At 51.0% G+C, this 14,813-nt stretch carries 11 protein-coding genes; 8 read left to right on the top strand and 3 right to left on the bottom strand.

Going from position 1 to position 14,813, the window contains the following annotated elements:
- The first annotated feature begins 143 nt into the window (after window positions 1-143).
- From pstC to JW883_00800, 7 genes are all read left to right on the top strand, one after another.
- Window positions 144-1,043 (top strand): phosphate ABC transporter permease subunit PstC, encoded by a 900-nt coding sequence (gene pstC, locus JW883_00830; protein MBN1840814.1) that lies wholly within the window; start codon window positions 144-146, stop codon window positions 1,041-1,043.
- Between the two features lies 1 nt (window position 1,044).
- Window positions 1,045-1,908, top strand: coding sequence for a phosphate ABC transporter permease PstA (gene pstA, locus JW883_00825; GenBank protein ID MBN1840813.1), 864 nt, complete (start codon window positions 1,045-1,047; stop codon window positions 1,906-1,908).
- Window positions 1,909-2,074: 166 nt separating this feature from the next.
- Window positions 2,075-2,836 (top strand): phosphate ABC transporter ATP-binding protein, encoded by a 762-nt coding sequence (locus JW883_00820; GenBank protein MBN1840812.1) that lies wholly within the window; start codon window positions 2,075-2,077, stop codon window positions 2,834-2,836.
- Window positions 2,837-2,864: 28 nt separating this feature from the next.
- Window positions 2,865-3,548 (top strand): phosphate signaling complex protein PhoU, encoded by a 684-nt coding sequence (gene phoU, locus JW883_00815; protein ID MBN1840811.1) that lies wholly within the window; start codon window positions 2,865-2,867, stop codon window positions 3,546-3,548.
- Complete coding sequence (locus tag JW883_00810) at window positions 3,545-4,237, top strand: response regulator transcription factor (GenBank protein MBN1840810.1); 693 nt, start codon at window positions 3,545-3,547, stop codon at window positions 4,235-4,237. Before phoU ends, JW883_00810 begins: the two co-directional genes overlap by 4 nt.
- Window positions 4,234-6,015 carry a HAMP domain-containing protein gene (locus JW883_00805; GenBank protein MBN1840809.1) on the top strand — a complete coding sequence of 594 codons (1,782 nt, stop codon included), beginning with the start codon at window positions 4,234-4,236 and terminating at the stop codon, window positions 6,013-6,015. Before JW883_00810 ends, JW883_00805 begins: the two co-directional genes overlap by 4 nt.
- A gap of 183 nt (window positions 6,016-6,198) precedes the next feature.
- Window positions 6,199-7,563, top strand: a complete 1,365-nt coding sequence (locus JW883_00800; protein MBN1840808.1) for an AAA family ATPase — start codon at window positions 6,199-6,201, stop codon at window positions 7,561-7,563.
- A gap of 151 nt (window positions 7,564-7,714) precedes the next feature.
- Here JW883_00800 and JW883_00795 read toward each other — a convergent pair whose 3' ends face one another.
- From JW883_00795 to JW883_00785, 3 genes are all read right to left on the bottom strand, one after another.
- Window positions 7,715-8,431: a hypothetical protein gene (locus JW883_00795; GenBank protein MBN1840807.1), complete on the bottom strand. Its 717-nt coding sequence runs from the start codon at window positions 8,429-8,431 to the stop codon at window positions 7,715-7,717.
- Between the two features lie 91 nt (window positions 8,432-8,522).
- Window positions 8,523-10,280, bottom strand: a complete 1,758-nt coding sequence (locus JW883_00790) for a chloride channel protein (GenBank protein MBN1840806.1) — start codon at window positions 10,278-10,280, stop codon at window positions 8,523-8,525.
- Window positions 10,281-10,552: 272 nt separating this feature from the next.
- Window positions 10,553-11,914, bottom strand: coding sequence for an AmpG family muropeptide MFS transporter (locus JW883_00785; GenBank protein MBN1840805.1), 1,362 nt, complete (start codon window positions 11,912-11,914; stop codon window positions 10,553-10,555).
- A 598-nt stretch (window positions 11,915-12,512) separates the two neighbouring features.
- Between JW883_00785 and JW883_00780 the strand changes: the two genes are divergently transcribed.
- Window positions 12,513-14,813, top strand: a 2,301-nt coding sequence (locus JW883_00780; GenBank protein ID MBN1840804.1) for a response regulator, incomplete at its 3' end; no start/stop codon positions are given.

Below are 14,813 nucleotides of genomic sequence, written 5' to 3'. Positions count from 1 at the left end.
TCTTGAGCCCATCGGTGGAATGAGGCCCCCAGCTTTTCGCCAGCGCCGAAGCAAAAAACTGCTATTTATGGATGGGCACTAACTAATAGCTCAAAGCCAAAAAAGAGTGACTCTTCTATCAGTAATTGCCCCGGACAGGTGTTATGAATAGGGCCCAGAAACGCCGCATTCGAGAATATCTCATAGAGAAGTGGTTTCTCTTTCTTGCCACTATTTCGATCATTGTCCTTGCTTTGATTGTGGCGTTTCTTTTCAGGGAAGGCATCCCAATCTTCAAGTCGGTGTCGGTCGGTGACTTTGTGTTCGGGCAATTGTGGTACCCGACAGATGAACCGGCCGATTTCGGCATTCTATCGCTCATTGTCGGCTCCCTGATAGTTACAGCAGTCGCATCCATGATTGCGGTACCACTCGGGGTCCTTTCAGCGATCTATATCTCGGAGATTGCAAGACCGAGAGCAAAAGAAATATTAAAACCGGTGGTCGAACTCCTTGCCGCCCTTCCCTCGGTAGTGATCGGGTTCTTCGGCATGGTGGTCATGGCCCCTTTTCTTCAAAAGGTCTTCGACATCCCGACCGGCCTTAATATCGTGAATGCGTCAATAATGCTGGCCATGATGGCGGTGCCGACTATTTCCAGCCTCACCGAAGATGCCCTCAACGCAGTGAGGCGGGAGCTGCGGGAGGCGTCGTTAGCCCTAGGGGCAACGCAGTGGGAGACCATCAGCAGGGTAGTTTTACCCGCATCATTATCGGGCGCCTGCACGGCCGTTATCCTTGGCATGTCCAGGGCCATCGGTGAAACGATGGTGGTCTTGATGGTTGCAGGGGGCGCTGCCGCACTTCCTGAAAGCATATTTGATTCGGTGCGCCCCATGCCGGCCAGCATCGCGGCCGAGATGGGGGAGGCCCCCTTTAGAAGCGATCACTATTACGCCCTGTTTGCAACCGGCATAGTCCTTTTCTTCATGACCCTTGGTTTCAACTTGATTGCAGACTACATATCTCATAAATATAAACAGGTGGGGACAGCGACGCTCTAACATGGACTTTAGAAAAAAGAGGAAGCTGGTTGAGGCAATAGCCTTTTTCATCATCAGGTCGTCGGCTGTCATCATATGCCTGGCCCTGGCGATCATGCTGGGCTTTGTCTTCATCAACGGGCTAACGGCCATCAACTGGACCTTCCTGACACAATCCCCAACGGACGCCATGACCAAGGGTGGTATATTCCCCGCCATTGTGGGCACCTTCTATTTGACCGCGGGGGCCATCCTGGTCGCTTTTCCACTTGGGCTGGCCTCTGCGATCTATCTTAATGAATACGCCACGGAAGGCAAGATGGTCAGGACAATAAGACTTGGCATCAACAATCTTGCGGGCGTGCCATCGGTTGTATTCGGGCTTTTCGGCCTGGGGCTTTTTGTGGTCTTCTTAGGGTTTGGTTCTTCAATACTGTCCGGTTCGCTTACGCTCGGATTTTTAATACTCCCGGTAATTATCGGCGCCTCTGAGGAAGCCTTAAAGGCCGTTCCACAAACATACAGAGAGGCCTCTCTTGCCCTTGGCGGCACCAAGTGGCAGACTATCTACAAAGTGGTTCTTCCCGCGGCACTGCCCGGAATCTTGACAGGTTCCATACTAGGCATCGGAAGAGCAGCCGGAGAGACAGCCCCCATAATGTTCACTGCAGCGGCTTTTTATACGAGCAAGCTTCCCTCTTCTGTATTTGACGAGGTAATGGCCCTTCCTTATCACATCTATGTGCTGGCCACGGCCGGCACGCACATTGAGGAGACAAGACATCTTCAATATGGCACAGCCTTAGTTCTTATTGCGCTGGTACTCGGTGTCAACCTTGTGGCTATAATCATACGAAGCGAAATGCGGAAAAGGCAAATTTACTAGGATCAATGCAACGTCATTAACTTAAGAATCTGGCGCTACAAAGTCCCCCTTTTGTAAAGGGGAATTTAGGGGGATTTTAAGCAGTTCCAGAAAATCCCTCCTGCCCCCCTTTGGAAAAGGGGGAGAATTGTCCTTAAGTTCATGATATTGAGAATTAATAACTGAAATGCCAAACAACATAAAGATGGCTACTAAGAACATGACATTCCATTATGGCGCCTTCAAGGCCCTTGAAGACATCACTCTTGAATTCACGAAGAATAGGGTCACGGCCCTTATCGGGCCGTCGGGCTGCGGCAAGAGCACGTTTCTAAGGTCATTAAACCGTATGAACGACATCATCCCGGCCGCTCGCGTGGAAGGCCAGGTCCTTCTGGATGGAGAAGATATTTACGGCCCGAATGTGGATGTGGTAGAAATCAGAAAACGAGTGGGCATGGTTTTTCAAAAGCCGAATCCGTTTCCCAAAACCATATTCAATGATGTGGCCTACGGCCTCAGGATAAAGGGTATCAAGAACCGGGGAGAACTTCAGGCCAGAGTTGAAGCAAGCCTTAAGGCGGCTGCCATATGGGAGGAGGTCAAGAATCGACTCAATGAATCCGCCCTGAGTCTTTCAGGCGGCCAGCAGCAGCGTTTGTGCATTGCCAGGGCACTGGCCATTGAGCCCGAGGTTGTGCTCATGGATGAACCGGCCTCAGCCCTTGATCCCATTGCCACGCAAAAGATAGAGGAACTCATACGTGAATTGAAGAAGAGCTACACCATCATCATCGTGACCCACAACATGCAGCAGGCTGCCAGAATCTCAAACGTAACCGCTTTTTTTTATATGGGAAGGCTCATTGAGGTGGGTAATACGGATATCATGTTCACGAAACCGAGACTGCAACAAACGGAAGACTATATAACTGGACGATTTGGTTAGTGGCACTTGCTAAGACTTGGGAGCAATTATGACGTCATCGCTTCATAGAGAACTGGCTGACCTCAAGATCAATCTTCTCAAAATGGCATCCATGGTTGAAGAGGCCCTTGAAAACGCTCTTCGCGCCCATAACACCAGGGATGGTATCTTGGCGTCGGGCATCATAGAAAATGACGATGAGATTAATGCCATGGAGATTCTCATTGATCAACAATGCCTCAAGTTGCTCGCCCTTAAACAGCCTATGGCCATTGACCTTCGTTTCATCACCATGGCCATGAAGATCAATCTGGGTCTGGAACGTATTGGAGATCAAGCTGTCAACATAGCCGAAAGGACTCTTCTTCTCATTGAAGAGCCCTTGATCATGAAACCCATGGGCGTCAATAAGCTGGCTAGAATCTCCGAAGAAATGCTTCGAGACAGCATGAACGCATTTGTTAACCGCGACGTCAAGTTGGCGGAATCGGTTTGTGACAGGGACGATGAGGCAGACGAGGTCTATGTTCGCCTTGTCTGTGACATCCTGGAGCATATGACCGAAGATCCTTCTTTTATCGCGCAGGGCGTCCATTTTACCGTCATTGCCCATAACCTTGAGAGGGTTGCCGACCAGTCAACCAACATCTGTGAAGACGTGGTCTATATGGTGGAAGGCAGGGTCATTAAACATAAATCTCTTCTTGAAAAGCCAGGCGCCAAGACGGGATGAGCAAAGAGACTATTCTCATTGTAGAAGACGAGGAAAATATCGCCGGCCTGATCGCCCACCACGTGAAGGCAGCAGGATTTGACGTTATGATTGCCCATAACGGGGTCATGGCTTTCAAAGCCATAGAAAAGCAGCTTCCTGACCTCATTGTGCTTGACCTCATGCTTCCGGATATGGACGGCACGGAACTGTGCAAAATCCTTAAACGAAAAAAAACTACGCAAAAGATCCCTGTCGTCATGGTCACTGCAAAAGGGGAAGAGGTAGACCGCGTCGTGGGTCTGGAATTGGGGGCTGACGACTACATTGTAAAACCCTTCAGCACCCGTGAGCTTACACTGAGGATCAAGGGAGTCTTGAGACGACTGAGGGGCCCGGAAGTAGAACCAAAGGTCTTGAAGCATGCGGAACTGACTCTGGACATCGATGCCCACAAAGTAACAACGGGTGGGAAGAACATTGAATTGACCCTTACCGAATTCAATCTTCTTCGCGAGCTATTGCTCAACAAGGGCCGTGTGAGATCAAGGGAAACGCTTTTGAACAATGTCTGGGGATACAGTTTTGAGGGGTACGAACGCACAGTGGATACCCATATCCAGCGCCTCCGCCGCAAACTGGGAGACCACGAAAAGATCATTGTAACCGTGCGGGGAATCGGATACATGATCAAAGCAGAAATGCCATGAAATTCAAGTGGAAACTTTTTTTATCGTATTTCCTAATTGTACTCATACCCTTTCTTGCCGCAGAAAGATATATTGCCTACCATCTTAAGGATCGCCTGCTGCATCAGATAGAAGCTCGCCTTCTCAAGGAACCCCTGCTGATCAAGGCCATCATCGAAAAAGAGGCTGGAAACCGCCGCATTTCCTATGAAATCGACTCTCTGATCAAAAACATAGGTAGAGACATCAATGAACGCATTACCTTTATAGACAGCCACGGCGCCGTCTTGGGAGATACCGGAATACCCCCGGACGACCTGATAAACATTGAAAATCATTCCACGCGCCCCGAATTCATAGCGGCTTTCAAGACATTACATGGAGTGGCGATCCGCTATAGCGCCACCCTTAAGATGGACATGATGTATCTGGCAGTAAAGGTGGCGCCACAGGGAGAATTCCTGGGCGTTGTCAGGGTGGCGGTGCCTCTAACCCATATTAACAGCTTGATGCGCAAGACCGAATATAGCCTTATTACGGCCTTTGTGCTCTGTACGGCACTGATCTTGATATTGAGCATTGTGGCCTCCAGGAAACTGTCGCAGCCTGTAGAAGAAATCACCCGTGCGGCACAGGACATTTCCAAAGGAAACTTTGCAGTCAAGGTGTACGCCGGCGCCAAAGGCGAACTGGGGGCTCTAGGCCGTTCCATCAATCTCATGGCCTCGGAAATCAGCAACAGAGTTGGCGAGATTACACAGGAGAAAGAGACCCTCAAGACCATTCTTCGGGGCATGTCAGACGGAGTCATGGTGGTGGACGCCCAATGCAAAGTTATCTTGACCAATAACGTCCTCGAGGACTGGCTCCGAAAGTCCGCCGGTGTGATCGGGAAAGCCCCGGTGGAGGTAATCAGAAGCGCTGAGCTTCAAGACGGATTTACCCAGGTCCTTAAAAGAGGTGAAACTTGCAAGATGGAGCTTTCAGTCGCCACCCCCGAAGCAGACAGGATTCTTGATGTCACCATTGCTCGTCTGATGCCTCATGACAGAACAGAAGGGGCAGTGGCGGTCTTTCACGATATTACGGACTTGAAACGCATAGAGAAGGTGCGCAAAGACTTTGTTGCCAATGTTTCCCACGAACTCCGAACGCCCCTCACCTCCATAAAGGGTTATGCGGAAACCTTGTGCGAAGGGGACCTTGAAGATGTGTCAAAGGCAAGCTCTTTTGCTCAAATCATCTTAAAACATGCAAACCGGCTCTCTGCGCTCGTGGACGACCTTCTAGCCCTGACCAGGATCGAATCCGGAAGCAGCCCCGTTCTCAAGAAGGAAAACAGCCTGCGGGAAGTCCTGGATGGCTCCATGTTGGTGGTAAAACCCCATGCGGATGCAAAACACATAGCCATCCATACCGAGTCCGTACCCGAGAAAACCATGGTATGGGCCGACAGGGACCAAATAGGTCAGACGCTGATTAACCTTCTGGATAACGCTGTCAAATATACGCCAAAAGGCGGTTCGATCACGGTCTCTGCAAGCGATGTCGGCGACGAAATCCACGTTACGGTCAAGGACACTGGCCTTGGCATTCCCAAAGAAGACCTCGATCGCGTTTTTGAACGCTTCTATCGTGTGAACAAGAATCGTTCGGCAGAGATGGCGGGCACCGGTCTCGGGCTCTCTATCGTAAAGCACATCATCCATGGCCACGGCGGCATGGTCTGGGTCCAAAGTGAATTGGAAGAAGGCTCTTCATTCGCTTTCAGCCTCCCGAAAAAGCAGCATCCACATTAGGGTCAACAATTTGACACATTGCCACACGGCGAATCAGATCTTGCCAAATCCCCCGTACAGACATTTCAAGAGGTAAAAGCTGTAATCATTGGTGAATTGGAAAATCACCTGGATGCATCAATACGGCATGATTCATGCTAGTGTAAAATGCAGTATTGAATTTGAACCACAGGAGATCGATCCGTGAAGGAGAATAGAGAACACCTGCAAGCCGGGGAGGCAATGGAGGCCCCGAACGTACAGGGCGGACTACCCCACGGGTCTCCAAAGATATGCCCCTTCCCCTCTCGACCCGACACTGAAACGCAGGCCGCAAAGGAAATTGCGGAAAAACTGAAAATACCCTTTGTGGATCCTCTGTCTGCCCATATTGAACCCGCCGCCGCCGCTCTCATTGATCCTGACGTGGCTATGAGGCGGCAGGCATTGCCTATCCGCCTTGTCAATGACACCCTTCTGGTTGCAATGGCCTCTCCGGAGGAGCCTATTGCCATTAGGAGTCTCGAACTCCTCACCGGCTGCAAGATTCGTCCGGCGGCTGCCACAAGGAGCGCAATTTCTGCCGCCTTGAAACAGGCCTATAGTCAACCTGCGCGCCACGCTGCCGAAAAAGGCAAAGACGCCCTTGAGACGGCACAGGCCAAAGGACAACAGGACGACGAGAAAAGGGCTCTCTCTATTTCCATCATTTCCAACAAAGGGGGTGTCGGAAAGACGCATTTTTCCATCAACCTCGCGTATGCCCTGGCCAAGACCGGCGCAAAGGTTCTCCTTATTGATACGGATCTGGGCAGCGCTGATATTTCCAACAAGCTTGGCATCTTCCCCGAACACCACCTACTCGATTTTCTGCAGAAGGACCGCCAGATGGACGATCTGATTGTTCCTACGAAATTCAACTTCGATCTCATATGCGGAACATACGGCGAGTTCAAACTGGCAAACCTCTACCACGCCCAGAAGGTAAAGTTTATCAGGCACTTCAAAAAAACGAGTGAAGGCTATGACTTTGCCGTTTTTGATCTTGGCGCCGGAATTGCCCGCACAGTGCTCGATTTCGCCCTTGGGGTGGATCGCACAGTGATCATCACCACGCCGCAAGACCTGATCAGCGGCTATGCATGCGCAAAGGCCAGCTTTGCCCGCTTTAAGGAAATCGAAGAGAGGCTGGAAGAGAGGCTCCCCGACTACACACCCCAATGGACCTTCTCGCCCATGCTGGTGATAAATCAGGTGAACGATCTTGGACAGGGCGTCAAGCTCTATGACACTATCGAAAAGACTGCGGACGAGAACGTAAACTCAAACGAAGACCGCTTTCGCATAAAGCCCGAATACCTTGGATGCATACCGTACGACAAAGAAAACCTGCGTATGACTGAGGAAAGAAAGAAACCGTTGATGCTCGACTTTCCGTACATCAAGACGTCTCAATGCATAGAGCACATGTCAAAGAAATTCTGTAGTCCTGAGGATCCCTACGATCCCAGGGTAAAATTCAGACACCCCATCAAACGCTTCGTAGCCATACTCTCCCAGAAGATCTGACCTGCGCGGTCACCATAAACGCAGGGGCCAACGGAATAGGTCTCTTTGACCGGTCGGAAATTCGAATACGAATTTACCCGCTTTACCAAAACGCCTTAAACGGCAAAGGCTTTTCAATTCTCACCGGCAGCGCCACTGCAATACTCATAACTTATCTGATCAGCGCCTTCATCCTGTCACTGGACGGGTCATAGACACGATCCGCCAGGGCATTGAGTTCACTCTGAATCGCATTGGGTTCGGGGAGATGCGGCGGGACAATGAGATTGAATCGCTCCATACGGATCGGTTTGAAACGCAGGGCATCTTCTACGGATGCCGTCTCTTCAGGGGTGAAACCGTCACCCAGAAAGTGTTTTCGTTCGATTCCTTCAACATCCATGTTCTTCAGGAAGTTGAGGATCGTAAGCAGGTCGTGGTCTTGTTCGAATTTTTTCAGGTTCTTGTTAACCGCCCTGGATTCCTCTGCCAGGTTTTCATAGGCCTCTTTATAGTCGCTGTTCCAGTTCAAAAGCCTGCGATACGATTCCACAAAGAGCTTCTTGAATTTTGCCCGGTAGGTCAGGCCGTGGACTTTGATGACCCGGAGCCCTGTTCGGTAATTCGGATCTTTCCGAAAGCGGGCCTCAAACAGGGCCTCTTTCATGCCGATTAGGCGAACGAATTCATTGATGAACCCCGGCTCTGACAAGTACTCATATATGCGGGCAAAGCGCCTGTAAAGCTTCTCCTCCAAGTGGACGACGTGTTCGGCCAATTCATCAACATAGTTAATTTGCTCCTCTATCAATCGTCGTTCATAGAGGTAATTTTCAATAACCTCTTCTCTGACCTCCTGGGTCAACGCAGCAACAATGTCGTCTTCCATGGCTTTTCCTTAAGGCTTTAAGTTTGATCGCCATGCTATCACCTCATATTCAATGAATCAACAGGCACAAACGGGTATTTCAGCTCATTAGCTACTTCGGTGAGGCAGAGAGTATCCTGTCCTTCAAAACCCTTTCATCATAGGCCCGCAAAAGATCATCTTTTTTCAAGATTCCCAAAACCTCTTTTGGATTGCCCGGATCTGTAATGGGCAGGAAAGAAATGCGATGCTTCTCAAACAGATGAAGGGCCTTTTCTAAATTGTCTTCAGCCGACAGAGTGATCACCTCTTTGGTCATAAGATCAGTCGCAATCGTCACTTCTTTCAAGTCCTCAACATGGACAAGAGATGTCTTGATGTCTCTAAGCGAGAGGATGCCTACAAGCTCTTTTTTTTTGTCCAAGACAACAAAATGCGGATAGGGAGATTGAATAACACGATCAACAAGGCTTACAAGGGGACTCGTATCGCGCACTGTTTCAAATGTCTTGATCATGAAATCCTTGGCGAGGAGCTTTCGGAGAATGCCCACATCATGCCCCCGCACGATATTTATTCCCTGTTTCAGGAGCTTCATCTCGTAGGCAGAATACCCGAAGAAGAGCCTGACAATGATTGTGCTCGTAATGCATGACACCATAAGGGGAAGAATGATATGATAATTGTATGTGAGTTCAAAAATGGTCAGGATGGCGGTCATCGGGGCCAAGGTCGTCCCGGCCACGACAGCGCCCATACCTGCCAGGGCATAGTTGCCGGGATTCAACGCAAGATCGGGCATCAGTTGGTCCGTGCCCAGACCCACTGCGGTCCCCAAGGTTGCTCCCAAGACCAAAGACGGGGCAAAGATCCCACCACTCATTCCAGAACCAATGGAAAGAGAAGTAGCGAGCATTTTAGCGAATAACAACAGGATGGCCGTCTTTAAGGCCAGGGAGTGGTCAAGGGCTGAATTGACTGTTTCATAACCGACACCGAGAACATGCGGGAGTTTCAGCGCCATCACCCCTAATAACAAGCCACCAATGGCCGGTTTTATCCACTCGGGGATTTGCAGCCGGCCAAAGAGGCTATCCGTGGTGTAAATGAGACGAATAAAGCCTATGGCAACGAACCCGGCCAAGAGTCCTAGGATGAGATAAACAGTGAGTTCCCAATAATGGGTCAATTGAAAGGCCCCCGCTTTGAACGCCGGAAACGCCCCCCAGAAAATTCTCGAAAGCACTGAGGCCACAATCGAAGAAATAATGATATTGCTTATATGAACAATCTCGATATCCAGCAGAATGATTTCAACGGCAAACAGCGTCCCTGCAATGGGGGCATTGAAGGTAGCTGCGATGCCTGCCGCCGCTCCTGACGCCAGGCAAACACGGCGAAGATCCGGATTGAGGCGGAAAAGCTGCGCCAGCGACGAGCCAACCGAAGCCCCAATTTGGACGATTGGATCTTCTCGGCCCACAGAAGCTCCACTGCCGATAAGCAGGCTGGTTACCAGGGCCTTCAAAAAGGTCACTCGATGGCGAATTGTGCTTTGCCGAGTCGCCACGGACAAGATAACTTCCGGCACGCCCGGCCCCTTTGCTTCGGGGACGAAAAAAGTGATGACAGTGCCGGCAACTAACCCACCGGAAACAGGAACCAGGATCCTAAGCCACCAGGGGGAATGAACCACTCTCTCAAAAAAGGTCGTTCCTGATGCCCAGAAAAGATTTTGGAAGATTTCGATCAGACTGCGAAAAAACAGAGCCCCGGTGGCAGCCAAGATGCCAATGACTACTGAGAAACCCAACAAGTAGAGGTTGTGAAGCCTTTTTGTTTTCAAGTATCGTAAATGCCTATTTATCATATTAAAACAGAGTGTTGTCCAAACAAAAAATACCTTTGAGCAGTCATTAAAACGTTTTTTGTCAACAAAGCTCGGCGAAGCGGAAGATAAGCGATGTCAACTGTTTGAGCCCGAAGGGCGCGTTTTCACTCGGAAGCATGCGCTCCCATTCCGGGATGCCCTCATTCTAGAAGCTGCAAAGACTGCTGGCTGTTCCTATGTCCTTTCGGAAGACCTACAGGACGGTTTTCGCATCGATAACCTGACCATCCGAAATCCTTTTGCATAAGGCTTTACGACCTTGTTGGGGAAAACCCGGGGAACCGCCTGGTAATCCACACGAGCAGGATCAGGCCGGGGATGGCCGCGCCCGTGGTGACAATGAAAAAGCTTACCCAGGCCATGTGATCGGCCAGCCACCCGCCTGAAGAGGAGAGCAGCGTGCGGCCGAAGGCCATAAACGATGTAAGCAGGGCATACTGCGTGGCCGTATAGGCGATATTGCACAGACTGGAAAGGTATGCAACAAAAGCCGCTGTGCCCATGCCGCCGCTAAGGTTTTCTATGGCAATGGTAAGACTCAGCACGAAAGGGTCGTTTCCCACCACGGCCAGAACGGCGAACATGAGATTTGAGAGCATCTGAAGGATGCCGCACACAATAAGGCTTTTCAGGATACCCATGCGATTGACCATGATGCCGCCGATAACGCCCCCGATGATGGTGGCAGCCAGGCCAAAGATCTTACTGATGTTGGCAATCTGGATCTTGGTAAAGCCGAGTTCTACGTAGAAGGGATTGCCCATCACCCCGGCCAGGGCGTCGCCGAACTTGTAGAGCAGGATAAACAACAGAACCAACATCCAGCCGCGACGACCTATGAACTCGGCAAAGGGGCTGACCACAGCGCCATAGATCCAGGCAAGGGTCCTGGCCTTCTTTCCCTTAAGGTGAGGCCTGACCTCAAGATAGGCGCAAATCCGTTTCTCCTGCTCCACGGACTCGCGGCTATTCTGAACCTTCGGCTCCGGGTTGACCAGAACCGTAACGATCCCCACTGTCATAAAGGCGGCCATGATCCCGTAAGTGGCAAACCAGCCCACATAGGTGGCCAGGTAGAGCGCCCCCGCCCCGGACACCAGCATGCCGATGCGGTACCCGAGCACAATTGTGGCCGCTCCGGCGCCAAACTGGCGCTCTTCCAGGATCTCAACCCGATACGCGTCTATCACGATGTCCTGAGTGGCAGACCAGAAGGCCACCGCAAAGGCAAAAAGGGCAGTAACTCCGGGGTGGGCTACCGGATTCGTAGCGCCCAGGCCGGCGATAGTGGCCATGAGAGCCAGTTGCGTGACAACAGCCCAACCGCGCCTGCGCCCCAACCACCGGGTCAAAAGTGGTAAAGGCATCCGGTCCACCAGGGGCGCCCAAAGGAACTTAAAGGTATAGGGTGTGCCCATGAGGGCAAAGAGACCGATAGTGGTCTTATTCACCCCCACTTCGGCCAGCCAGAGACTAAGCGTCCCGAAGGTAAGCGCCAGTGGCAGCCCGCTGGAGAGCCCGAAAAACAGCAGGGACAGGACCCTGCGATCAGCATAGACACGGCATGAGTCCAACCATCGCCGCAAAGGACTAACTCGCTCAAGTTCCTTCATGATAACACCCGTGTAACACGACAAGGCAAAAGAATCAAAACGTGACTGTTCCGTCTTCTCGGTGTCACAGTTCTGACAGATTGACAGGCTTTCCGCCAAATTCTCCTACGCTCGCCTGACCCGGCACCCCGGGATTGCTCACCTAACTATTGAATCTTATTAGCTATAACTACGCCCTCCCTCCAGATGATTCTGGCAGGAATCTTGCTTAATCCATACTCGAGTTTTGAAATTCTTTATCCCATCGTCCTTTTTCTGTCATTTCGACCGGAGGGAAAAATCTTTTGGCTTGGAATTGCATATTTCCCGATCAAGATTTCTCCCTGGCCCAGACCGGGTTCTTATGCCGACTTCGCCATAGTCCGCCTGGGCTTGTGCCATCTGGCGACCCGTGCCACATCTTGTGGCCAGTTGACAGATGGCACAAGTGAGATAACGACATATGGTATCGTTAAGATGACATATGGCGTTATCTGAGGCGGACGACAGCTGAAATAGCATCGGTTATTATTCTCATGTCGCGCCAGGGCGGGCACATTCGTTCGAAATGACAACAGGGGCTGAACTGTTACGAATATACGAATAAAGGAATAGACCCATGAGAGTATTGATTGCTGAAGATGACAATACCTCTCGCCGCGTGCTCCAAGCCGCTCTGGTCAAGTGGGGATACGAAGTAGTCGCTGCTTGCGACGGCGATGAGGCGTGGGAACTCATAAGCGCCCCGGATTCTCCCGATCTCCTGATTCTTGATTGGATGATGCCGGAAATCGATGGGGTGGAACTCTGTCGCAGGATTCGTCAACATGACGAGAATGCTCCGAAGTATGTGATCCTCCTTACGGCCCTTGGAGGCAAACAAGGCATCGTTTGGGGCCTGGAGGCAGGTGCCAATGACTACATCACAAAGCCTTTTGATAATGATGAGTTGCATGCACGAGTAAAAGCCGGCGAGCGAGTTCTCAAATTGCAATCAGCCCTTGCCGATAATGTCAAGAAGCTGGAAATGGAGATAATAAATCGCAAGCAGGCCGAAGAGGCGCTCAAGAAAGCCAAAGAGGATGCCGAGGCTTCGAACCGGAAAGTGTTGGAAGTCAACAGACACCTTGAAGAGGAAACTGCCAGGGCCAATGCTATGGCTGACGAAGCCAGGAAGGCCGACAAGGCCAAGAGTGAATTCCTCGCCAACATGAGCCACGAGATACGCAATCCCATGAATCCGGTCATAGGTTTTACCGAGATGCTCCTTGACACGGATTTGGACGAAACTCAGATCGATTATGTCAACATGATCAAGAGGAGTGGCGAGGCCCTGCTTTCTCTGATCAACGATATCCTCGATTTTTCAAAGATCGAGGCCGGGAAACTCCATCTTGAGGCAGTTGACTTTGATCCCGAACTTCTTGCTTATGATGTTTGTGAACTTATCCGTCCAAAGATCCAATCAAAACCCATAGAGATCCTGTGCCATATCGGAGACAATCTCCCTTCACGCGTAAAAGGAGACCCAGCACGGTTGCGACAGGTGCTAAGCAATCTGATGGGCAATGCCTCCAAGTTTACCGAGTCTGGAGAGATTGAACTCTGGTTTGATCTTGAAGCCGAAGAGGTTGACCGGGTAAAACTGCATGCCACTGTCCGGGATACCGGCATCGGCGTCCCGGAACATGACTTGTCCACCATTTTTATGCCTTTTCAGCAGGCAGACGGTTCAACCACGAGAAGATATGGCGGCACCGGTCTGGGTCTATCTATTTGCAAACAGATAGCAAATCTCATACATGGCGATGTCTGGGCAGAAAGCCCGGCTGATTGCGGATTTAAAGAAGATACCCAGATCCAAAATCCAAAATCTAAAATCGGTGGTCCTGGCAGCATCTTTCACTTCACCGCATGGCTTGGAAAAGCTGATGACAAAGAAGCCATGGCGATCGCACCTGTCAGTCTTTCCGGCAAGAAGGTCCTTGTCATTGATGATAATCAGACCAACCTTGATATACTGACGCATATGCTGAAGTCTATGGGCATGGATGTGGTTTCCCTTGGGAGTGGCAACGAAGTCATATCAGATTTACAAAAGGCGGTGGAGAACGACAGTCCGTTTGACCTCTGCATCTCAGATATCCAGATGCCAGGCGTGAGTGGCTACGAAGTGGCAAAACGGATTCGCAATACCAAGCACGCCTTCTCCGATCTCAAACTGATTGCTGTATCTTCCCTGATGGAAAGAGATGCCCAAACGTGTGAAGAGGCAGGATTTGATGGTTTCCTGGCCAAGCCGATTCGCAGAGACAAGCTGTTTCAGATGTTGGAAAGAGTGATGGGAGAAAGGGAACAGAAGCTGGAAGCTCATTCAGCCGTCCGCCTGCGGGCCGGAGCCTTCGGCGGAGAGCTCGTAGCCACTCCGGCGAAGTCGGCAAGCTCATTCAGCCGTCGTAGCCGCCCTGACGAAGTCGGCAAGCTCAAAGGAAAGGACGGATCAGAACGGGCCCCGATCGCCACTCAGTATTCGGTTCGTGAGGACAAGAAGCATTCTGTGCGCATCCTCCTGGCGGAAGACAATCCCGTAAACCAGAAACTGGCAAAGATGATGTTGACTAAGGCGGGGTATCGAGTAGACTTGGCCAATAACGGCCAGGAGGCATTTGATAAATACACCTCGTCTCCCCAGGATTTTGACCTGATCCTCATGGACATTCAGATGCCCCGGATGGATGGAATAGAAGCGACAAAAGCGATCAGAAATTGGGAAGATAAGTTCGAAGTTCAAAGCTCGGAGAGGCTGAAAGCCCAAATCTCATTCAGCCGTCGCAGCCACTCGGGGCTCTCCGCCCGCCTGCGGGCCGGAGCCTATGGCGGAGAGCCCGGAGGCTGTGGCCCGCAGGCGGGCGAAGTCGGC

It is taken from the genome of Deltaproteobacteria bacterium (assembly GCA_016930875.1).
In the GTDB taxonomy this organism is placed as follows: domain Bacteria; phylum Desulfobacterota; class Desulfobacteria; order Desulfobacterales.
This window is presented reverse-complemented; position numbering and strand designations above follow the sequence as displayed.

What these genes read in the sequence shown, in the direction of transcription:
- JW883_00820 (MBN1840812.1), top strand. Translation starts at nt 2,075, where the DNA reads ATGCCAAACAACATAAAGATGGCTACTAAGAACATGACATTCCATTAT.
- JW883_00805 (MBN1840809.1), top strand. Translation starts at nt 4,234, where the DNA reads ATGAAATTCAAGTGGAAACTTTTTTTATCGTATTTCCTAATTGTACTC.
- pstA (MBN1840813.1), top strand. Translation starts at nt 1,045, where the DNA reads ATGGACTTTAGAAAAAAGAGGAAGCTGGTTGAGGCAATAGCCTTTTTC.
- JW883_00790 (MBN1840806.1), bottom strand. Translation starts at nt 10,280, where the DNA reads ATGATAAATAGGCATTTACGATACTTGAAAACAAAAAGGCTTCACAAC.
- pstC (MBN1840814.1), top strand. Translation starts at nt 144, where the DNA reads ATGAATAGGGCCCAGAAACGCCGCATTCGAGAATATCTCATAGAGAAG.
- JW883_00795 (MBN1840807.1), bottom strand. Translation starts at nt 8,431, where the DNA reads ATGGAAGACGACATTGTTGCTGCGTTGACCCAGGAGGTCAGAGAAGAG.
- phoU (MBN1840811.1), top strand. Translation starts at nt 2,865, where the DNA reads ATGACGTCATCGCTTCATAGAGAACTGGCTGACCTCAAGATCAATCTT.
- JW883_00785 (MBN1840805.1), bottom strand. Translation starts at nt 11,914, where the DNA reads ATGAAGGAACTTGAGCGAGTTAGTCCTTTGCGGCGATGGTTGGACTCA.
- JW883_00810 (MBN1840810.1), top strand. Translation starts at nt 3,545, where the DNA reads ATGAGCAAAGAGACTATTCTCATTGTAGAAGACGAGGAAAATATCGCC.